Below are 19,849 nucleotides of genomic sequence, written 5' to 3' on the forward strand. Positions count from 1 at the left end.
AAAAATTCATCCCAGTAGCACACGATTATTAACGTAGCGATTTTATTTAGAACTCACTATGTATCTCTATAGCACGGCCTAATATGACTGATAAATATAGCAAATACTATTGTAAATGGTAATAATTATCGTTATTATAAAGGATAACAAGCTAGACATTCTCAGTAGGAGCCGCACATGTACGTATGTATCTGTAACGACGTTAAAGATAAACAAATCAAAGCTGCCATTGCCTCAGGTATTGATACATTAGAAGGGTTAAAAGAAACTCTTGATGTAGCAACATGCTGTGGCTGCTGCGAACCTATGGTCAATGACTTCCTTGACGAACATCATGCCAAGCTTGATGCGTTGGCCTATGCAGTTTAAGAGACAGTTTAACCGTTTGCTTATTTTCGTTTCTATGATCAATCCGCTCAAATCACTTTTCTGCCTTTCGTTTATCTCTAGTGCTTTAGCCGCTATTTTGCCTTTATCGTGGTCTTTATCTCATCTTGATAGTTAAAAGCCATCACTATAAAGATGATACATAGCTTAAAAGGGCAGAGCGGCTAGCATTCATATCTGCATTTAACTACCTTGTCTACACGGTCACATTTTGCCGCAACACTCCTTAAATTTATAAAAACGCTCGCTAAAACCCTTGGCTTGAGCGAGTTAATTATAATTCTCAATTAGCATCTTATTCTTAGTTCATATCGTTACAAGCGTTATGGCGTCTCTATGCTACTATATCTGCCTAACTTTGTAAGATGTTTGGTTGGTTTTAATCTTTACTGATTAGTTTACGAATGGTACTTTAACTATATCTATTATTGTGAATGTATTGTTAGGCAAATAAAAACATAGGAGTATGAGTCATGATAGGCAGCCCAAAGGTCATCGATTATTTGAATTTTTTATTAGGTGGTGAGCTTGCGGCTCGTGACCAGTACTTCATTCATTCTGAGATGTATGCAGAATGGCATTACGGTAAATTATACGACCGTATCCACCATGAAATGCAAGATGAAACGTTGCATGCTCAAGCGATTATCCGTCGTATTTTAATGTTAAGCGGCACGCCTAAAATGAGCGTGAACGAGATTAACATTGGCTCGACGGTTCCTGAAATGCTGCAGTTTGATCTTGATTTAGAATATCAAGTACAGCAGCATCTAAAAGACGGCATTGCGCTTTGTGAAGAAGAGCATGATTATGTGACGCGCGAGATGTTGGTTGAGCAGCTAAAAGATACCGAAGAAGATCACGCCCATTGGTTAGAGCAGCAACTGCGCCTCATTGACATGATTGGTTTACCGAACTATTTGCAAAGTCAGATGGCGGAAGTGTCCCCTGATATTGTTTAGTGTTTTGTTAACAGTATTTTATTAGCTAAGCACCTTTAACAATATTAAAACTAATCATTAATAAAATAAGCAGTCAGGACAGGGAGAAAACCATGAAAGGGGATAAAGAAGTCATTCGCGCACTCAATCAAGTGCTCGGTCAGTCGTTAATAGCCATCAATCAGTACTTTCTGCATGCGCGTATCGCACGCCACTGGGGTCTCGAGGCATTAAACGAAAATTTCTATAAGCAATCTATTGCAGAGATGAAATGGTCGGATGATCTTATTGCGCGTATTTTATTGTTAGGCGGTCTGCCAAACCTGCAAGATTACGGCAAAATGTTCATCGCAGAAGATGTGCCTGAAATGATTGACTGTAACTTGCGATTAGAAAAGCAGAAGTTCGGTATTATTACCGATGCGATTACGCTATGTGAGAGCAAGCGCGACTATGTCTCGCGTCATTTACTGGTCACCTTAAAAGATGGCAATGAAGAGTATCAAGATTGGCTTGAAACCCAAGAGGGCTTGATTGAAGACGTCGGCATTGAAAATTATATTCAGTCACAAATGGATGATGACCACACGCCTTAGAGTAAAGAACAAAAAAGTAGAAAAGCGCTCATACCTGCCAGCATATCCTAAGATAGGTCTTAATTGACGTTGTAGGATGTGCTGGCATTTTTATATTTAAGGCTTTTTTAATATCAAGGCTTAATATAAACCGCGCCCATCTTCAGGTTTAAGGCGTAAGAAATATAATCCTGAAAGAATAGTCAAGATACCAAGCACCCAATAAGTGGCTTGAAATGCAGCCAAGGTATCAAGCTGTAGGCGCTCACGTAGCAAGTTTAGTACTGCCGCCCCAAAGGCGATACCAAAGCTGATGGCCAATTGTTGATTGACGGCCATTAAACTATTGCCACTACTGGTTTGCGCACCTTCTAAATCTCCGATAGTAATGGTATTCATTGCACTAAATTGCATTGAGTTACAGGCGCCCATAACGGTCAAAATAGGGATAAACCAAATCCAATTTGCCGCATCGTCGAACTGCGTCAAGACAATGATCAGCAATCCTATCAACAAAGTATTGACTACCAAGACTTTGCGGTAGCTAAAACGCTGAATGATCTTGCTGACTAAGGGCTTGATACCGATTGCACCAACAGCGATGGGCGCAAGCAGCCAGCCGGCTTGCGACGGCGAGTACTCAAACACCACCTGTAGCAACAGCGGCAATAAAAAAGGCACGGCACTGATGCCTAAACGCGTGAATAAGTTACCAGTAATACCAATACGAAAGGTGCGAATATTAAATAAACTCAGCGGAAAAAGGGGCGCTGCACGGCGTTTGGCATGCCACACATAAGCGCCTATCAGGATACTGGCGCCCAGTGCAAGCAGCAAACCGTAAAACCCGCGCCCTGTCTGCGAGCCAAACTCGACAGCAAGGGTAAAACCGCAAGCAGCGGCGGCAAATAAAGCAAAACCCGTCCAGTCTAAACGCTTGGTATCCTCGAACAAAGCGGGCACCAGTTTTTTACCCATGATAAAACCAAATATACCCATCGGGATATTGATGAGAAATATCCAATGCCAGCTGGTATATTGCACGATATAACCGCCCAATACCGGACCAACCAACGGCGCGATTAACGCCGGTATCACCGCAAAGTTCATCACGGTTAACAGCTTATTGCGGGGATAAGACTTGACCAATATTAAACGCGCAACCGGGGTCATCATCGCGCCGCCAATACCTTGCACGATGCGCGAACCAATCAATAAATTCAACGTTGGGGAAGCAGCGCATAACAGCGAGCCAATACAAAAGATAATAACAGCGTATAAAAATACCCGCCGCGTGCCATATTTATCAGCCAAAAATCCGCTAATAGGAATAAATATCGCCAAAGTGAGCGCGTAGCTGATGACCGCCCACTGCATTTTTAGCGGTGATTCTCCAAGGGCATGAGCCATTTGCGGCAGGGAGGTATTTAAGATGGTGGCATCTAAAATTTGCATAAATAACGCCACCGCTAGCACATAGGGTAGGTATTTATCTTGCGTTGGAGTGAGAGTTACCATATTGACATCACCATATCTTTTGACCACGCTTGTTAAGCGGGTCTCTAAAAAGCCGTTAAGTTGGGGTAGTATAAAAACAACCGACTATGAGTTAAAGAGTAGCAAAGTAACGGTATGCACTTAGTTATTAGAAGTTTGCCCTCAAACGCTTTGCTATTCCTGCTCGTTACTTTTAAAAATAGGTTACAAGACAGGGCTTTAACTGAAGATTCGCTATAGTAGAATTGTCATATATGATGAGGCGGGACTGATACAAATTTTCTTGGCTGGCTATACCTACGCCGATAGATGCTGCAAAAAATCATACAATTCTGCTGGCTCTCTTTTGCCATCTCTCTTTTATAAAATAATAAAAAATAGGAAGTATTATGAGTAGTAATAATAACCAATCAAGCAATATCCAAAACGACATTCAAAACAACCATACCAATGCTTATACGCCACCTAAAGTATGGGAAAATGACGCCGAAAACGGCGGTAAGTTCGCCAGCATCAATCGACCGACGGCTGGCGCTCGCCATGAGCAAGAACTGCCCGTCGGCACAGCGCCTTTACAGCTATATTCACTCAATACACCCAATGGCGTGAAAGTAAATATTTTGTTAGAAGAACTTGCCGAGCTGAATGTTAAAGGAGCTGAATATGACGCCTATAAAATCGATATCTCTGAGGGCGACCAGTTTGGCTCAGGATTTGTCGCTATGAACCCTAACTCCAAGATTCCTGCGTTAGTTGACCATGCTGCCGGTGCTGAAAATGGCGAGTCTGTTGCGCTTTTTGAGTCGGGCGCTATTTTATTATACCTAGCAGAAAAGTTTGGTAATTTTGTGCCGCCTGCGGATGGCTCGCAAAACAAAGCGCGGGCAGAGTGTTTGTCATGGCTTATGTGGCAGATGGGCAGTGCGCCTTTTTTAGGGGGCGGATTCGGACATTTTTATGCCTATGCGCCTGAACCGATGGAATATCCTATCAATCGCTATACGATGGAAACCAAACGCCAGCTTGATGTGCTAGATAAGCATCTCAAAGACCGTGAGTATATGTGCGGTAATGATGAGGCGGACTATAATATCGCCGATATGATTATCTGGGCGTGGTATGGTCAGCTGGTCCTTGGCAAGCTTTATGATGCGGCGGAATTTTTACAAGTGGACGATTATAAATACCTGAAACGTTGGGCGCAAAAAATCGCTGAACGTCCCGCAGTTAAGCGTGCCGTGGATTTATCACTGAAGCCTATTACCTAAATGCTTGTATTTAAATCGAGATAATAAATACTACTACTCAAGCTAAGTAGTTAGTATTAATAAATCAAAAGTTTAATAAAAAAGGTTAGTAGGCAATTTGCTTATTAACCTTTTGCTTGCTATGCTTTAGATAAATATATCCTATATTTAGAATATATTTATCTGCATATTAAGTTAGCGTATGATTTATTCATTACATAATGACACATTAGTATAACAGATAGAAACAATAATGCGTTAAGATAGCAGTCACTGCTTTAACGGGCAGTTGTTGATATTTATTTTATTGATGAGTAATGATTATGAAAAATAATAATAAAAATACGCGTAGCTTGTTATCCTTACCAAGTATGGGGAAGATGAGTTTTGGTCATATAAGGGCTATTGGCCCTACAAATAATAATTGCAATAATCCGCACCCTGAAACATCTAGTCACTTAAGTGATGCTACTCATTTTAAAATAACGCTTATAAAAATAAAAAAGTTAAATCTATTAATACCGAAGAAAACTTTATTGCCATTATTTGCAGCTATTTCCACTGCTTTATTTAGTTCGGTGACAATGGCGAGCACGCCTATAAGTTTTAGTAATCAAGATTGGGAAGTGGCGTGTGACAACACCCGCACTTGCCGGCTGGCAGGTTATCAAGCAGAGAACAATAGCAATTTGCCCGTGTCTTTATTATTGGTGCGCCGTGCAGGAGCGAATGCCACAGTCGATGGCAAGGTGAAACTTGGCGGTGCTAAAGAAAGCTCTGCTAAAGCGCTGATGCAGCTTGGTAACCGACATCGTATCTCGTTGTTTATTAACGGAAGAGATTACGGAGAAACTAGACCTTACTCAGTGGCAGCAGGTGATGCGGAGCTCACCTCAGCGCAAGTGAGTGCGCTACTTGACGCATTGACCCAATCCAGCAAGATTGAGCTGGTGATCCGCAATACTCGCTGGCAGTTATCGGATAAAGGTGCCAGCGCTGTGATGCTCAAAGCTGATGAAGCCCAAGGCCGAGTAGGGACATCAAGCGCCTTTATCCGTACCGATAATGCCACTAAACCTAACAGTAGTGTCCTTACACCTCAGGTGGCACCTTCCTTGCGACTGGTCACGCCCAATCCTAAAGCCATCTCTAACAATAAGAAAAAATTCGCCATGCGCTCGTCGCAGTTGGCAGAAATGATGAAAACCACCATGAAAGATGGGGGAACTGATTGTCCAAACTTGGCGGACAAGTCACCTTGGCGTGTCAGCCGTCTAAATGGTGAGCAGCTGCTTGTACAGCATGATTGTTGGGCTGGCGCTTATAACACGGGCACGGGTGTTTGGGTACTCAATGACAGTAAGCCTTATAAGCCGACATTGGTGACGACAAGCGCGACCGATTATAGGGATGGTAAATTAACTTCGGTACAAAAAGGCCGCGGACTTGGCGACTGCTTAGCTAAAACTGATTGGGTTTGGACGGGCAAAGCCTTTGAAAAAAGTCATGAAAGCACCACAGGAATGTGTCGATTGATAGAGGCGGGCGGCGCTTGGCAACTGCCAACCTATGTAACGGAAGTCAAAATGTCGCGTTAAGGGTTGTTGTGTTGAAATTTTTATATTTAAACTGCTGTGTTAAAGACTGCTGTAACGGTTCTTAAGTCTAAATTACTTGAGATATGACTTATTTTTAATATAAAGAAAAAATAGGTTCTGATTTCGGTTTTATTGTGATATACTGCGTCGCCACGTTAGCATAGACTAGCGTGAATTATGAGATTGATAACATCGCCTGCGATTTTGGGTCTAGGATGACCATAAGTAATTGTTGCCGATGATTTTGTGTACTTAAATAACCCTTCATATCAATAATGAAAGATGCGTTATTTTTGACTCATATCTTATCTACTAACCCATGTATTGGTTAGATTGGTTGTTAGTTGCCTTTATCTGCTTTGGACAAAGCACAGATAATGCGCATTTGGCAATCAAGGATGAGACACTCGGCACTACCACCAAAATACGTCAGACAGCACGAACGCCTTTATATAATACTGACAAGCTTTATAGCTTGGCTTTTGATTGTTAAACTCTTTTTTGGGTAAGATAATTATTTTATAAGCGTAGCGTGGTGAACGGTTATCAGTGGTATGCATCAAGTTTGCTGAATTTACAGCAGCTTATACTTACCAAGGATTACTATGACTGACATCTTATCTGCTATCGCTGCTGAAAACGGCATCATCGAAAATACTGATACCCCAAACAATACTTCAACTACCGATACCAATGATCAAGCGGCTACCACTGACGCTGCTGAAGAAAATAAAATCACTTTTGCTGAACTTAATATTGCCAAGCCAATTTTGACCGCACTTGATCGCAGTGGCTATACCAACCCAACACCTATCCAAGAACAAGCCATTCCTTTTGCTCTAGCAGGTCGCGACTTATTGTTGTCAGCGCAAACTGGTAGTGGTAAAACAGCGGCATTCGTTATCCCTGTACTTGACCGTTTAAGCCGTGCCACTAGCTTTGACAAATTAACCAAAGCCCTTATCCTAACGCCAACGCGTGAACTTGCTCAGCAAGTACATGACAGTGTGCGCACCTATTCAAAAGACATGCGCGGTTTGTTCTGTGTGCCATTAGTAGGCGGCGCACCTTACAATGGTCAGATTACAGCTTTGAAAAAAGGCGTTCAAGTGATTGTTGCGACGCCTGGTCGTTTACTTGACCATATCAAAGCCGGTCGCGTTGACTTATCAAATCTTGAAGTGTTGGTACTTGACGAAGCTGACCGTATGCTAGACATGGGTTTTGCTGATGATATCAACGATATCTTGAAAGCCGCTCCTGATAATCGTCAAACGATTATGTGTTCAGCGACTTGGGATGGTCCTGTTGGTAAAATTGCTGCGAGCTTTACCAAAAATCCTGAGCGCGTTTCAATCAAAGTTGAATCGGCTCATATCGAAGAAAAAGTATACTACTGCGATGATTTTGATCACAAAAATCGTTTGCTGGATAAAATCGTTTGTGACAAAGATATGGAACAAGTCATTATCTTTGCAGCGACCAAACGCAGCACTGAAAAATTAACAAAACAGCTTCAAGAAGCCGGTCATAAAGCCAGCTTCCTTCATGGTGATTTGCCACAAAGCAAGCGTAACCGTATTGTTCAAGACTTACGTAATGGTAAATGCAAAATCTTAGTAGCGACTGACGTTGCTGCTCGTGGTCTAGACGTACCAGCAATTTCACACGTGATTAACTATGACTTGCCGCGTCAAACAGAAGATTACGTACACCGTATTGGTCGTTGTGGCCGTGCTGGTCGTACTGGTATTGCTATTAGCCTATGTAGCATGGATGATCGTCCACAGCTTAACGCTATCAACCGTTACTTAGATCGCAAAATGGAAGTCTGTGTCATCGAAGGTATGGAGCCTAAGAAGACTTATGTACCGAGCGAAAACAAAGGCAATGGTCGTGGCCGTGGTCGCGGACGCTCAAACGGCGGTGGTCAAGGCCGTGGTCGTTCAGCGGGTGGCTACGCCGGTCGCTCAAACGGCGGCGGTAATGGCCAAAGCCGTGGTCGCTCAAGCGATAGCTCAGCAACTGGTCAACGCGCCAGCAATGACAGCGGTTACCAAGGCAAGCCAAGTGAGCGTTCAGGTGGCAAACCCTATCAAGGTAAACGCACAGGCGCTCCTAGCCGTGGTGATGGCACTAGCGCACCACGTGGCGATCGCGCTGCAACGGGTCGCGGTCGTCCAAGTGGCAGCCAAGGTCGCCCAGCGAATCGTTCTGACAGCCGTGGTCAAGGTCGTCCAACAGGCGGTAACCGTGGTAGAAACTCGTAATAACGTTATAATTAATGATTAATAATGGCTTAAAAAATGCTATTATTGGTCATATAAGATATAGCGTCATATTAAAAAGCCAGATACTTGTTATCTGGCTTTTTTGTGCTTAATGGTTTTTAAGGCTTATCGATAGTCCATGCAAAACAACTTCGAGTCGTTAATATCATATCGCTGCTTGCACGCCTTTTTCGCCTTGTCTATACTGACAGGCTTTTCATCCTCATATGCTGCGGAGCCATTTGATGCCCGATATTTCTCATTTAGCAATTGACAGTCTGCCATTAGCCTTTGGCAGCATTATGGCCATTATCGGTTTAGTTTTTTATACCCAAGGACTGCCCGGTAAGTTTTGGCGCCGTTTTTATGCCGTATTGCCCGGAATTGTCCTATGCTGTTTTATCCCAGCAACGTTAAATAGCTTAGGTGTTTTCGCTGACGGCATTGGCTCGCAGATTTATGGCTTTACCGCTACCTATTTATTACCAGCCAGTTTGCTGCTAATGACTTTATCGATGGATGTTCCAAAAATTTTAGGTTTAGGTTGGAAGGCTATTGCCATGTTTTTTGCGGCCAGCGCTGCCATAGTGATTAGTGGCCCGATTAGCTTAGGTGTGGCTAAATGGATCTCGCCTGAGATGTTTACCGATGATACCTTATGGCGCGGATTTTCGGCGGTTGCGGGCAGTTGGATTGGCGGCGCAGCAAACCAAGCAGCGATGAAAGAGCTGTTTGGCGTCAGTGATGACTTATTTGGCATGATGATTTTGGTTGATACTACCAATGCGTCATTATGGTTATTGGCTATCTTAGTGATGGCCAAACACAGCGAAAAGATAGACCGCTTTTTACGTGCGGATACCAGTAGTATTGATAAAGTAGTCGCCGCAGTTGAAAGCTACGAGCGTGATCATGCGCGCCCAGCAACTCTAAATGATTTGATGGTGATGTTTGGCTTGTGCTTTGCCATGGTTGGGGTGGCGCATTTTTTAGGGGGTCAAATCGCAGAGGCTTTTTCGCCTTATAGCTGGGCGGTACAATATAGCTTTGCTAGCTCATTCTTTTGGATGGTGGTGATTATTACCTTAATAGGGGTGGTGTTTTCCTTTACTAAAATCCGTCGCCTTGACCATATCGGTGCGTCCAAAATGGGGACGGTATTTATCTTTATACTGATTGCGGCTATTGGTATGCAAATCAATCTTGCTGGTATTGTCTCGCAGTGGCGCCTGCTATTAATCGGTCTATTATGGATGACTATTCACGTTGTCATTATCTTTGCCGTCGCTCGAATGATTCGGGCGCCATTTTTCTTTCTAGCAGTTGGCTCGAATGCCAATACCGGCGGCGCGTCATCGGCACCGATTGTCGCAACAGCATTTCACCCATCGCTTGCGCCAGTTGGAGTGTTTTTAGGTATTTTAGGCTATGCGGTGGGTACTTTTGGCGGTTATATCAGTACACAGATGATGCGGCTGGTGGTGGGGTGATAGTATCTTTATCAGCATTGACAGTTTTATCCAAATACTCACCCAACCATTTTAAAAACTCATCGCTAGTCGTTGATACATTTAAGCGCAGATGGGTTGAGGCGCGAGCGTCTGGATAAAATAATTGCCCCGGTGCGACCAGCCAACCTTCTTTATAAGCATCTAGTGCCAGTTGGCTCGTATCCTGCCCCGTCTCTACCCAAACAAAGAGGCCTGCTTGTGTATGCTCAGGGTAGATAAGTCCTATCCTCGGTAGTGATTGGCGCATTCTTTCATGAGCGCTATATAAATGCTGATGTACTCTTTTAATCTGTCGGCGATACTCACCATGCGTCCATAAATGATGACAAACCCGTTCGCCAAATTCTGGCGTGTTTGAATTGCTTAAGGTTTTAATACGCAATACATGATCAATATAGTTATCAGGACAGACCAACATACCGACGCGCCAGCCTGACGCCATTGACTTTGAAAACCCTGTCGCATAAAACACCCGTTCAAACTGATCAAGGCTGGCATAACGCAGCACTTGACTACCCGGAACAAATGCAGCGTATAAATCGTCCTCAAAAATATAAGCATCGTACTCATGAATAAGATTGAGTACTTGGTGCGCACGAGCAGGGTGTAGGTTACAAGAGGTCGGATTATGCAGCACGCTATTGGTTAAATAAAGCTTAGGGCGATGTGCCGCAAACAGTTTTTGCATCTGCTTAATATTAGGCCCTTGATGATCACGTTCTACAGAGACAACGTTTAACCCTTGTTGTTGCAGGCAGCTTGAGAGCCAATACCAGCCCGGCCCATCAACGACCACCGTATCCCCAGCTTGCGTAAGAAGCCGCGCAACCATGGTCACTGCTTGCGATACCCCAGCTGTCGTAATCACATGGTCGGCATGGGTTTGCATGCCTAGCGTATGTAGGTGTTGAACCAGTTGCTGACGTAGCGGCAGATAGCCGTGAACATTACCATAATCATAAACAAAGCTATCGGCGTGCTGAGTTACCTGCCTTATGGCCCATTCCATTTTATCATTACGTATCCAGTCTCTCGGTAATGTTCCCAGCCCCGGCGAGCGATTACGCGGGATATCACTAAAGACTTGCTGTATTAGCCAGCGCGTATCTATTACTGGGTGCTTAATAACTGCTCGTTTATTATTACTCGGCTGAACCACTTTTGCTGGCGTGTTGACATAGTATCCTGAGCTGGGCTTAGCAATTAATACGTTAGTAGCAACCAACTGCTCGTAAGCCTGAACCACCGTAAAGCTTGATATATCTAATAGTTTTGCTAACTTTCTTACCGAGGGCACGCGCTGATTGGGCAGGTAAATCTGCCAGTCAATACACTGCTGTAGCCATTCAACGACGGCGTTAGTTTTGGTCAAGTTTGGGTTGAGCGTATAGGTTTTGGCCATAATGAATTCGCTTATCTCTTCAATGTAATCATTAATTGTAACGTTAAGAGCAACTATACACTTTGTTCACCATTCGTAAAACTGTATCGGGTCTGTGATGGGTATTTAAACTATAGTTGGTTTTTAAAAGTTAAATATTAATAACAACTAATAATCGCCGTTCTAGGATAAGAAAATGACCCCTCTACACATCACATTAGCTATTTTGATTACCTTTATTTGGGGTGTAAACTTTACCTTTATTGCATGCGCGCTTGAAAGCTTTCCGCCACTGATGTTAACCGCGCTACGTTTTTTCTTTACCGCCATGCCGTTGGTTTTGTTCCTTAAGCCGCCTAAGTTCAACCGTACGTTATTTATCTATGCGATCGGCACCTTTGTCATGCAGTATGCCTTTGTATTTACTGCCATACATTTGGGAGCATCGGCAGGGTTGACGGCGCTATTGCTACAAGTTCAAATTTTCATCACGGTATTGCTAGCGTATGTCATTTTGGGTGAAGCGGTGAGTCGTATACAGATTATTGGTATGCTGATCGGTGTACTAGGACTGGGCGTGATTGCGCTTAACCTCGGTGGTGATATGCCCTTGGTTGGCTTTATTTGTATCTTGATTGCAGCCATAGGTTGGAGCTTTGGCAATATTGCTTCGAAACAGGCTTCAACGCAGCAAAGTTCTCGTATGTCCACAGCCTTGTCCGCAAATCGCAACAATAAAGCATCGGCCCTGTCAGCGCTATCATTAGTCGTATGGGGCGGTCTGATTGCTTGTGTGATTTTAACGTTAACTTCTCTACTATTTGAGGCTGAAGCATGGCATCTCGCGACATTCACACAGGCGTCCCTCAAGTCTTGGTTATCGCTTGGATTTATCGTCTATATCTCAACCCTGATTGGCTTCGGATTGTGGGCGCATTTGCTTAGTCAAAATATCGCTTCTAAAGTTATGCCATTTGCCTTACTAGTGCCAGTATTTGGTATGACGACTTCAGTGTTGTTCATAGGAGAGGTGGTCACATGGTGGAAGATGCTGGCAATGATCTTGATCTTATCTGGACTGATACTAGCAAATGTGAAGATAGGGTTGGGGAGAAAGGCTGTTCGTAATTAGTATTGAATAACGTAACCAATTTTTAGCTTCAGCTGTACACTTACAGTCAAAAACTCTGCACTCACAGTCAATCTATTTGACCAAAACCTCGCTATAGTGAAAAAGCTTGATCATTAGGATAGATGATAAGCCAGTGAAAGCGTGCGCTAAAGGGTAAGGATAAATGGTCATATAGACCGATATATTCTTTTATTTATTCTGTATAAATGCGCTTTTTCTGACCCAAATTTCTCGACAAGGAGTCTTTTATGAGCAACGCTCACCCCTCTATAGATCCCATTACCTTGTCCGTCGTACGTGGCGCCCTAGAAACGGCGCAGCGTGAGATGACAACCACCTTAGAAAAAACTGCCCGTTCTAGCGTTTTTAACTTAGCCCATGACTATAGCAATGCATTGTTTGATCATTTGCCTGAGATGATTTTGCAAGGGCAAGATATTCCCATTCATTTAGGCTCACTCATGCCAGCCATGAAAGCTGTCGCCGAATATTATGGTGACGACATTCATGAAGGCGATGTGATTTATCATAACGACCCTGTGATGATGGGCAGCCATATCTTAGATTGCTGTATGTATAAACCGGTATTTTATAAAGGCGAGCTGGTTTTTTGGACAGTCTGTAAAGGTCATGTCACCGACATCGGTGGCCCTGTACCAGCCGGTTATAACCCTGACGCCAAAGAGATATATGCTGAAGGATTGCGTATTCCACCCATTAAGCTTTGGGAAAAAGGCGTTAAACGCCATGATGTCATTAATTTGCTGCACAGCAATATGCGCTCGCGCCGTAACCAAGAAGGCGATCTCAATGCTCAGTATGGAGCGTGCGCTGTCGGCGAGCGTAATATGATTGCCCTGCTAGACAAATATGGCATTGAAACGGTACGCGGCGCGATTGAAGAGCTAAAGAGCATGGCTGACCACCATATGCGCTCATTAATCTCGTCTATTCCAGATGGTGATTATCATGGCGAGGCAATATTGGAAGATTCAGGTCATGGCTTAGGTGATATGACCATCAGCGCCGACATTGTCATCAAAGACAGTGATGTGCATATTAAAATCACCAGTCCGCCGCAAGTTCCTTACTTTATCAACTCTTATGCCGGTAACTCGATGTCAGGGGTGTTGCTTGGGCTAATGATGTTTGCTCAAGTAGAGCCGCCTTATAACGAAGGTCTATATCGCTGTGTGACCGTTGATTTGGGCGAGCATGGCACTTTATGTAATGCCAAGGAACCAGCGCCGCACGTCAACTGTACGACCACGCCGATGGAAACCTTAACTGACGCAGTACGAATGGCATTTGAAGCGGCCGCGCCAGAGCGTGTTACCGCCTCTTGGGGACATTCATCAGGGATTAATATCGCTGGTATCGACCCAAAGACGGGCGAGCAATATGTCACCATGATTTTGGCATCTATTATTTCAGGCGCTGGTGCTACCCAGCAAATGGATGGCTGGCACGCTTGTGGGCCGTTAAGCTGTTTTGGCGCATTAAGCTCAGGGGATATCGAGCTATTAGAGTACCAGTATCCTATCTTAATCCATAAATATGGCTTGGCAGAAGACAGTGGGGGCGCAGGCGAGTTCCGCGGCGGCTGTGGTACGGTTTGGGAAGTTGAGCCATTAGACCATACCATGACGGTTATCGCCTTTGGCGAAGGTCGTCAGCATCCTACTATGGGCGCAGGCGGCGCTGAACAAACCTCACCCGAGCTCAAAGTTGGGCGTCTAGAGATACTACATAAAGACGGGCAAACGGACTTATATAGAAAAAACACCGTCACGGAAATTACGCCGGGTGAACGCGCGCGTAATACCAATCCAGGTGGCGGTGGCTACGGCAGCTCATTTGATCGCGATATTCAAGCGGTTATCAAGGATGTAAAAGAAAGGATTGTCTCAATCTCTGCGGCAAAGATTGAATACGGCGTGGTGATCGATCCAGAAACTTTGACGCTCGATGAAGCTGAGACTGAATGCTTGCGCCGCCGGATAATCGCATAAAACACACATTGAACTTTCATGATTGAGTTAAGGATGACTTATGAACAACGATTTTCGTATTGGCGTTGATGCTGGTGGGACTTTTACAGATTTTGTCTTGGCAGAAAAAACCGGTGATATTCATCTGTTTAAAGCGCCATCAACCCCAGAGGATGGCACCCTAGCCATTGCCAATGGTCTACAGCAGATTGCCAATAAATTTAACCGTCCTATCGAGGACATTATTCAAGCCTGCGATTTGTGTATTAATGGTACGACCGTCGCACTGAATGCCCTGATTCAGATGACAGGCGTGAAAGTAGGATTGCTATGTACCAAGGGCCATGAGGACAGTATTGAGATACGCTTAGGGCACAAAGAAGAAGGGCATCGCTACGATGCCAGTTACCCGCCAGCGCCGCAGATTGCCACGCGTGACCGCCGCTTTCCTATCCGTGGTCGTATCTTGGCAGACGGCAGCGAACAAGAGCCGTTAAATGAACAAGATATCCTCGGTGCGATTGAAGTTTTAAAACAGCAAGACGTGCAAGCGGTTGCCATCTCTTTTGTGTGGTCCATCCGTAATACTCAGCATGAACAGCGTGCCAAAGAGCTGATTGAGCAGCATATGCCAGGGGTGTTTGTCTGCTGCGGTAGTGAAGTATATCCGCAGATTAAGGAGTATACGCGTACCTCAACGACACTGGTTAATGCCTATTTAAGCCCTGTTATGGCGTCTTATGTACATAAGATTGATGATTACTTTAAGGCACTCGGCGCTGAGCAGCCTGTTCGTTACTTTCAGTCGAATGGCGGGCTTGCCGTCGGTAACATCATGCGCGAACGCGCGGTTAATGCCATTAACTCAGGACCCGCATCAGCACCGCAAGCCGGTTTATATATTGCCAGCGCCTTTGGTATCGATAACATCATTACCGTTGATATGGGCGGGACGTCTTTTGACATCACGATGGCCAAATCTGGTCGAACCAGTCTAAACCGTGATATTGATTTCCTACGCAATCGCATTGGCGTGCCGATGATTCATGTTGAAACGCTAGGCGCAGGCGGCGGCTCTATTGGTCATGTGAATAATTTTGGTATGCTCGAGGTCGGTCCGCAAAGTGCTGGCGCAACCCCAGGTCCAGCGTCTTATGGTAAAGGCGGTGAGTTGCCGACGGTGACTGATGCCAATCTGGTTTTAGGCTACCTTGAGCCCGATGCCGTGCTTGGCGGCTGCGTGACCTTGGATAAAGACAAAGCTCAGCAGGCAGTTCAAAAACATATTGCCGATCCATTAAAGATTGACTTGGCGCATGCCGCCTTTGGTATCAGTGCTATCGTCAACCAGAATATGGCAAATGGTATTCGCCGTATTACCATTGAAAAAGGCTATGACCCTCGCGACTTTGCGCTTATCTGTGCCGGCGGCGCAGGTGGTATGCATATTGTTGATTTGGCCGAAGAGATGGGGATTGGTACTATCTTGATACCAAAGATTGCCTCTTGTCTTTGCGCCTTTGGCCAAATCATCTCTGATATTAAATACAACTATCTGGCCACGCAGATGATGATTATTGCGCCAGATTCAGAGTTACAGTCACTCAATGCCACCTTACATGAGCTAGAAAGCTTGGGCGTGCAAAAGCTGTTAGAAGATGGCTTTGCAGAAGATGATATTATCATTGAGCGCACCATGGAGATGCGCTACGTCGGACAGGTACATGAATGCAATGTGTTGATACCCAATGGTAAGCTTGCTGCTGACAGTGTGCAAACGATTTTAGAAGCCTTTCATCACCGTCATAAAGAGCTCTATACTTATGATGAGCGCGACAATAAGGTCGAGCTGGTCAATATCGAAGTCGCTGTCATCGGTAAAATCAGTAAGCCCAAACTACCAGAGCTTGCTCAGCAACAAGGCGATATCAGTCAGGCGCAAGTCGGCAGCCGTGAGATGATCATGGATCAAGAATACGAATGGATTGATACGCCTATTTATAATGGTGAAGAGTTTGGGGCAGGGGCATTGATTGCAGGACCGGCGCTTATTCAAGAACCAACCACCACAGTTGTCATTAAAAAAGGCTGGCAAGCAGAATTGCATGAAACGGGCACTTATAAGCTGACCAAAGCCGCCTAGCTTGCTGTTTTCATCATTATCGCTTTATAACTTTCCCATCAGGCATTAAACCTCGTTTAATGCCTGATTTTGTTTTTTATATCATATTTTGTAGGTATCATATTTAGAAATTCAGTCGTCATACAGGTATGATATAAAGGAGAACGACATTTTATTAGCTGGAATGATGCCTAAATGCCTATCAATTTTTTGATAGCTATTTTTACACACAGAGTATTCATGGATGAATGCAAAACTACCTCCTTCCTTATGGTTACCTTCAACGCCTCCGATAAGCGCTCTTCAAACGTTAGATGCGTTTGACTGGAAGCGCACCATCAATGACACCTATTTTGATCTTAATGTGAGCTTTCGCCAGCCAAGTCAGTTTTCTGGTTATTTGCAACACGCTAAGCTTTTAGATATCGGTGTATCCTATTATCATGCCAATACCGTACATTATAAACGCAGCTTAGCAAGCAATCAGTCTTGTGACGGCAACAGTGATAACGGTAGCGATGACAGTATTTTAATCACTTTTCCTGTAACTGGTAGCGTTCGTTTTGCGCAAAAAAATCGCCAATTAACCTCAAGCCGGGGTCAGTTTTTTATTGAGTTATCCAATTTGCCTTATGAGTTTTATCATCTGCAGCAAGTATCGCTATATGTGATTAAGGTGCCGTTAGCGCTATTAAGCCCGCAAAAGGGCACGATAGAGCGGCAGTTTGCCCGCAGTCTATCGATTGATGAAGGGGCTGGCAGGCTGCTGGTGTTTCAAATCAGACAGATATTAGAGTTGATTCAGCAGCATCAATTGGAAGCTTTAGAGGTTAAAATCCTAGAGCAGCAGCTACTTAACCTTATTGTATTGACATTGAGCGCCCCAAAAGAAGTAATGATGAGTACCAGCTCGTCTATACAGTCGGTACATATAAAGCGCATCGAGCATTACGTCCATCTGCACCTAGAAAACCCTGCTTTGACCCCAGCAATAGTCGCTGCTGCTTGTCATATATCGGTCAGATACTTGCATAATCTGTTTGCTCAGTTGCCCTATAGTTTTTCGGAATGGGTAAAAGAATTGCGTTTAAAGCAGGCCAACCATATTTTAAAAACCAAAAGCTACGTAACTATCGATGAAGTGGCGCATAGAGTCGGTTATAGCGACCAAGGTTACTTTTCGCGCATTTATAAGCAGCATTTCGGTTATACGCCGCGAGATACTCCAAGCTAGTCATTGTATTGTTATGTACTCTGTCATGCAGTCGCTGCATGATTTATGAATTGAGCATAAGCGCGTATATTAAGTTAAGGAGAAACTAAGATTATTAATATTACGAATGATAAGACAGTAAAAGTAGAGATATATGAAAGCGCTGATGGAAAGGCGCAGGTAGACGTACGTTTTGGACAAGAAACGGTCTGGCTGACGCAAGCACAAATGACCGAGCTGTTTGGTCGTGACCAGTCAGTGATTTCGCGTCATATCGCCAACGCTATAAACGACGAAGAAATAGCTGAAAAAAGCAATATGCAAAAAATGCATATTGCAAATTCTGACCGCCCCGTGACATTTTATGACTTAGATGTGGTCATCTCAGTAGGGTATCGCATCAAATCCCCTCAAGGTGTGCAGTTTAGACGCTGGGCAACTCAGCGCTTACGCGAATACCTAGTTCAAGGCTATACGCTTAATCAAGAGCGCTTTGATAAAAACTCAAGCGAGCTACAACAAGCGTTAAATTTAATTCGAAAAACTGCGCAAAGTCCTGAGCTTAAAACCGATGAAGGACGCGGCTTGGTTGAGATTATCAGTCGCTATACACAGACATTCTTATGGTTACAGCGCTATGATGAAGGCTTGCTTGACGATCCGGAAGGGCAAGAGGGTGGGTTCTTGCCCAGTCCGACTGAGGCAATGACAGCACTGACGGATTTAAAAGCGCAGCTGATAAATAGAGGCGAGGCGACCGAGCTATTTGCTAAGCCTCGTGGTGATGGTTTGGACAGTGTACTGGGTAATTTAGAGCAGACGGTATTTGGCGCGCCTGCATACCCGACCATCGAGAGCAAAGCGGCGCACTTGCTATATTTTATGGTCAAAAACCACCCCTTTACCGATGGCAATAAACGGAGTGGGGCTTTTTTGTTTGTGGATTTTTTGCACCGTAATAATCGATTGCTCAATAATAAAGGTGATATGGTCATCAATAACACCGGGCTTGCTGCTTTAACCTTATTAGTCGCTGAATCTGATCCCAACCAAAAAGAAACCTTAATCAAACTGATCATGAATATGCTGTCGTTAGAATCTTGATAAATAGGTTTATTGCCAGTATCGCTTGACCTCTCAAAAAACATAACGCCAATAATAAAAAGTACATTCAACGCCAAAAATTAAAGGAAATTTAATATGTTTAGTCTGATAAAAAACTGGCGCGAGCAGCGTATACTGGACAACAGCGAATTTACTCATGCTGACTGGCTGCAAGCGACTAAGCGTATTGTGATACTTGATAGGCTAAACGAAGACGAGCTTAACCGTCTGTTTGAGCTGGCGACGTTGTTTTTGGCAGATAAATCAATTACTGGCGCACAGGGTTTTGAGATTACCGATGCGGTTAGGCAGTCTATCGCTTTACAAGCTTGCCTGCCTATTTTAAACCTTGGCCTTGAATGGTACGCTGGCTGGTCGGCCATTATTATTTATCCGGGTTCCTACAAGAGCGAAACCACTACTGTCGATGAGATAGGGGTTGTACATGAGGGCAGTCAGCACCGTAGCGGAGAAGCATGGCAGCGTGGTCCTGTCATTTTGTCATGGAAGGATGCCAAACACTCAGGTGAGCGCGATGGTCATAACGTCGTCATTCATGAGTTTGTGCATAAGCTTGATATGCTAAATGGGCGCGCCAATGGCTTTCCGCCGCTGCAACCGGATATGGATCCTGGGCACTGGACTGAGATTATGACTCGAGACTTTGAGGATTTTCAAAACCATCATAAATCAGGTCTTGATCGTTATGGCGCCACCAATCCAGCGGAGTTTTTTGCGGTACTAAGCGAAGTGTTTTTTGAAACACCGCAAAAGCTCATTGATGCTTATCCTGATATTTACCAGATAATGGTCGAGTTCTTTCGGCAAACGCCGCTTTAACTAAAAGCGTTAGTATTAAAAATTAATGCAAAAAATTGAA

General features: G+C 44.2%; 16 protein-coding genes. 14 read left to right on the forward strand and 2 right to left on the reverse strand.

What is annotated here, in order from left to right:
* Window positions 1-177: 177 nt before the first annotated feature.
* From B4K26_RS11025 to bfr (B4K26_RS11035), 3 genes are all read left to right on the forward strand, one after another.
* Entirely contained in the window at window positions 178-369 is a 192-nt protein-coding gene (locus B4K26_RS11025) for a (2Fe-2S)-binding protein (RefSeq protein ID WP_296245534.1), read from the forward strand.
* A 491-nt stretch (window positions 370-860) separates the two neighbouring features.
* Window positions 861-1,349: a bacterioferritin gene (gene bfr, locus B4K26_RS11030; RefSeq protein WP_296245535.1), complete on the forward strand. Its 489-nt coding sequence runs from the start codon at window positions 861-863 to the stop codon at window positions 1,347-1,349.
* Window positions 1,350-1,441: 92 nt separating this feature from the next.
* The gene (bfr, locus tag B4K26_RS11035; protein ID WP_296245537.1) at window positions 1,442-1,924 is read left to right on the forward strand and encodes a bacterioferritin; all 483 of its coding nucleotides are present in this window, start codon (window positions 1,442-1,444) and stop codon (window positions 1,922-1,924) included.
* Between the two features lie 120 nt (window positions 1,925-2,044).
* On the opposite strand, the gene B4K26_RS11040 is transcribed toward bfr (B4K26_RS11035), so the two are convergent.
* Window positions 2,045-3,421, reverse strand: coding sequence for a DHA2 family efflux MFS transporter permease subunit (locus B4K26_RS11040; protein ID WP_296245538.1), 1,377 nt, complete (start codon window positions 3,419-3,421; stop codon window positions 2,045-2,047).
* Between the two features lie 368 nt (window positions 3,422-3,789).
* On the opposite strand from B4K26_RS11040, the gene yghU reads away from it, so the two are divergent.
* The 5 genes from yghU to B4K26_RS11065 all read left to right on the forward strand — a co-directional run bounded on the left by yghU (window position 3,790) and on the right by B4K26_RS11065 (window position 10,005).
* On the forward strand, window positions 3,790-4,668 hold the full coding sequence (gene yghU / locus B4K26_RS11045; RefSeq protein ID WP_296245539.1) for a glutathione-dependent disulfide-bond oxidoreductase: 879 nt from the start codon (window positions 3,790-3,792) through the stop codon (window positions 4,666-4,668).
* Between the two features lie 563 nt (window positions 4,669-5,231).
* The gene (locus B4K26_RS11050) at window positions 5,232-6,245 is read left to right on the forward strand and encodes a DUF1176 domain-containing protein (RefSeq protein ID WP_296245541.1); all 1,014 of its coding nucleotides are present in this window, start codon (window positions 5,232-5,234) and stop codon (window positions 6,243-6,245) included.
* Window positions 6,246-6,564: 319 nt separating this feature from the next.
* A complete protein-coding gene (locus B4K26_RS11055) occupies window positions 6,565-6,738 on the forward strand; it encodes a hypothetical protein (RefSeq protein WP_296245543.1) in 174 nt (57 codons plus the stop codon).
* Between the two features lie 112 nt (window positions 6,739-6,850).
* Window positions 6,851-8,515 (forward strand): DEAD/DEAH box helicase, encoded by a 1,665-nt coding sequence (locus B4K26_RS11060; protein WP_296245545.1) that lies wholly within the window; start codon window positions 6,851-6,853, stop codon window positions 8,513-8,515.
* Between the two features lie 245 nt (window positions 8,516-8,760).
* Complete coding sequence (locus B4K26_RS11065; RefSeq protein ID WP_296245546.1) at window positions 8,761-10,005, forward strand: DUF819 domain-containing protein; 1,245 nt, start codon at window positions 8,761-8,763, stop codon at window positions 10,003-10,005.
* Here the strand turns inward: B4K26_RS11065 and B4K26_RS11070 are convergent.
* Window positions 9,971-11,428, reverse strand: a complete 1,458-nt coding sequence (locus B4K26_RS11070) for a PLP-dependent aminotransferase family protein (protein ID WP_296245547.1) — start codon at window positions 11,426-11,428, stop codon at window positions 9,971-9,973. The genes B4K26_RS11065 and B4K26_RS11070 overlap by 35 nt on opposite strands.
* 175 nt (window positions 11,429-11,603) lie before the next feature.
* Between B4K26_RS11070 and B4K26_RS11075 the strand changes: the two genes are divergently transcribed.
* The 6 genes from B4K26_RS11075 (at window position 11,604) to B4K26_RS11100 (ending at window position 19,809) form a co-directional block, all read left to right on the forward strand.
* A complete protein-coding gene (locus tag B4K26_RS11075) occupies window positions 11,604-12,539 on the forward strand; it encodes an EamA family transporter (RefSeq protein ID WP_296245548.1) in 936 nt (311 codons plus the stop codon).
* 248 nt (window positions 12,540-12,787) lie between these two features.
* Window positions 12,788-14,551 (forward strand): hydantoinase B/oxoprolinase family protein, encoded by a 1,764-nt coding sequence (locus tag B4K26_RS11080; protein WP_296245549.1) that lies wholly within the window; start codon window positions 12,788-12,790, stop codon window positions 14,549-14,551.
* Window positions 14,552-14,591: 40 nt separating this feature from the next.
* Window positions 14,592-16,673 (forward strand): hydantoinase/oxoprolinase family protein, encoded by a 2,082-nt coding sequence (locus tag B4K26_RS11085; protein WP_296245550.1) that lies wholly within the window; start codon window positions 14,592-14,594, stop codon window positions 16,671-16,673.
* A 223-nt stretch (window positions 16,674-16,896) separates the two neighbouring features.
* Window positions 16,897-17,886 carry an AraC family transcriptional regulator gene (locus tag B4K26_RS11090; RefSeq protein WP_296245552.1) on the forward strand — a complete coding sequence of 330 codons (990 nt, stop codon included), beginning with the start codon at window positions 16,897-16,899 and terminating at the stop codon, window positions 17,884-17,886.
* 207 nt (window positions 17,887-18,093) lie between these two features.
* Window positions 18,094-18,969, forward strand: a complete 876-nt coding sequence (gene rhuM / locus B4K26_RS11095; protein WP_296245553.1) for a virulence protein RhuM/Fic/DOC family protein — start codon at window positions 18,094-18,096, stop codon at window positions 18,967-18,969.
* A gap of 96 nt (window positions 18,970-19,065) precedes the next feature.
* Window positions 19,066-19,809 carry a zinc-dependent peptidase gene (locus tag B4K26_RS11100; RefSeq protein ID WP_296245555.1) on the forward strand — a complete coding sequence of 248 codons (744 nt, stop codon included), beginning with the start codon at window positions 19,066-19,068 and terminating at the stop codon, window positions 19,807-19,809.
* Window positions 19,810-19,849 lie beyond the last annotated feature (40 nt).

The organism is Psychrobacter sp. UBA6766, assembly GCF_002453355.1.
In the GTDB taxonomy this organism is placed as follows: Bacteria; Pseudomonadota; Gammaproteobacteria; order Pseudomonadales; family Moraxellaceae; genus Psychrobacter.

Excerpts from the sequence above, each read along its gene's own strand:
- bfr (WP_296245537.1), top strand. The coding sequence starts at position 1,442 with ATGAAAGGGGATAAAGAAGTCATTCGCGCACTCAATCAAGTGCTCGGT.
- B4K26_RS11025 (WP_296245534.1), top strand. The coding sequence starts at position 178 with ATGTACGTATGTATCTGTAACGACGTTAAAGATAAACAAATCAAAGCT.
- B4K26_RS11040 (WP_296245538.1), bottom strand. The coding sequence starts at position 3,421 with ATGGTAACTCTCACTCCAACGCAAGATAAATACCTACCCTATGTGCTA.
- B4K26_RS11055 (WP_296245543.1), top strand. The coding sequence starts at position 6,565 with ATGTATTGGTTAGATTGGTTGTTAGTTGCCTTTATCTGCTTTGGACAA.
- yghU (WP_296245539.1), top strand. The coding sequence starts at position 3,790 with ATGAGTAGTAATAATAACCAATCAAGCAATATCCAAAACGACATTCAA.
- B4K26_RS11065 (WP_296245546.1), top strand. The coding sequence starts at position 8,761 with ATGCCCGATATTTCTCATTTAGCAATTGACAGTCTGCCATTAGCCTTT.
- B4K26_RS11070 (WP_296245547.1), bottom strand. The coding sequence starts at position 11,428 with ATGGCCAAAACCTATACGCTCAACCCAAACTTGACCAAAACTAACGCC.
- B4K26_RS11085 (WP_296245550.1), top strand. The coding sequence starts at position 14,592 with ATGAACAACGATTTTCGTATTGGCGTTGATGCTGGTGGGACTTTTACA.
- B4K26_RS11090 (WP_296245552.1), top strand. The coding sequence starts at position 16,897 with ATGAATGCAAAACTACCTCCTTCCTTATGGTTACCTTCAACGCCTCCG.
- B4K26_RS11100 (WP_296245555.1), top strand. The coding sequence starts at position 19,066 with ATGTTTAGTCTGATAAAAAACTGGCGCGAGCAGCGTATACTGGACAAC.
- rhuM (WP_296245553.1), top strand. The coding sequence starts at position 18,094 with ATGACCGAGCTGTTTGGTCGTGACCAGTCAGTGATTTCGCGTCATATC.
- bfr (WP_296245535.1), top strand. The coding sequence starts at position 861 with ATGATAGGCAGCCCAAAGGTCATCGATTATTTGAATTTTTTATTAGGT.
- B4K26_RS11075 (WP_296245548.1), top strand. The coding sequence starts at position 11,604 with ATGACCCCTCTACACATCACATTAGCTATTTTGATTACCTTTATTTGG.
- B4K26_RS11080 (WP_296245549.1), top strand. The coding sequence starts at position 12,788 with ATGAGCAACGCTCACCCCTCTATAGATCCCATTACCTTGTCCGTCGTA.
- B4K26_RS11050 (WP_296245541.1), top strand. The coding sequence starts at position 5,232 with ATGGCGAGCACGCCTATAAGTTTTAGTAATCAAGATTGGGAAGTGGCG.
- B4K26_RS11060 (WP_296245545.1), top strand. The coding sequence starts at position 6,851 with ATGACTGACATCTTATCTGCTATCGCTGCTGAAAACGGCATCATCGAA.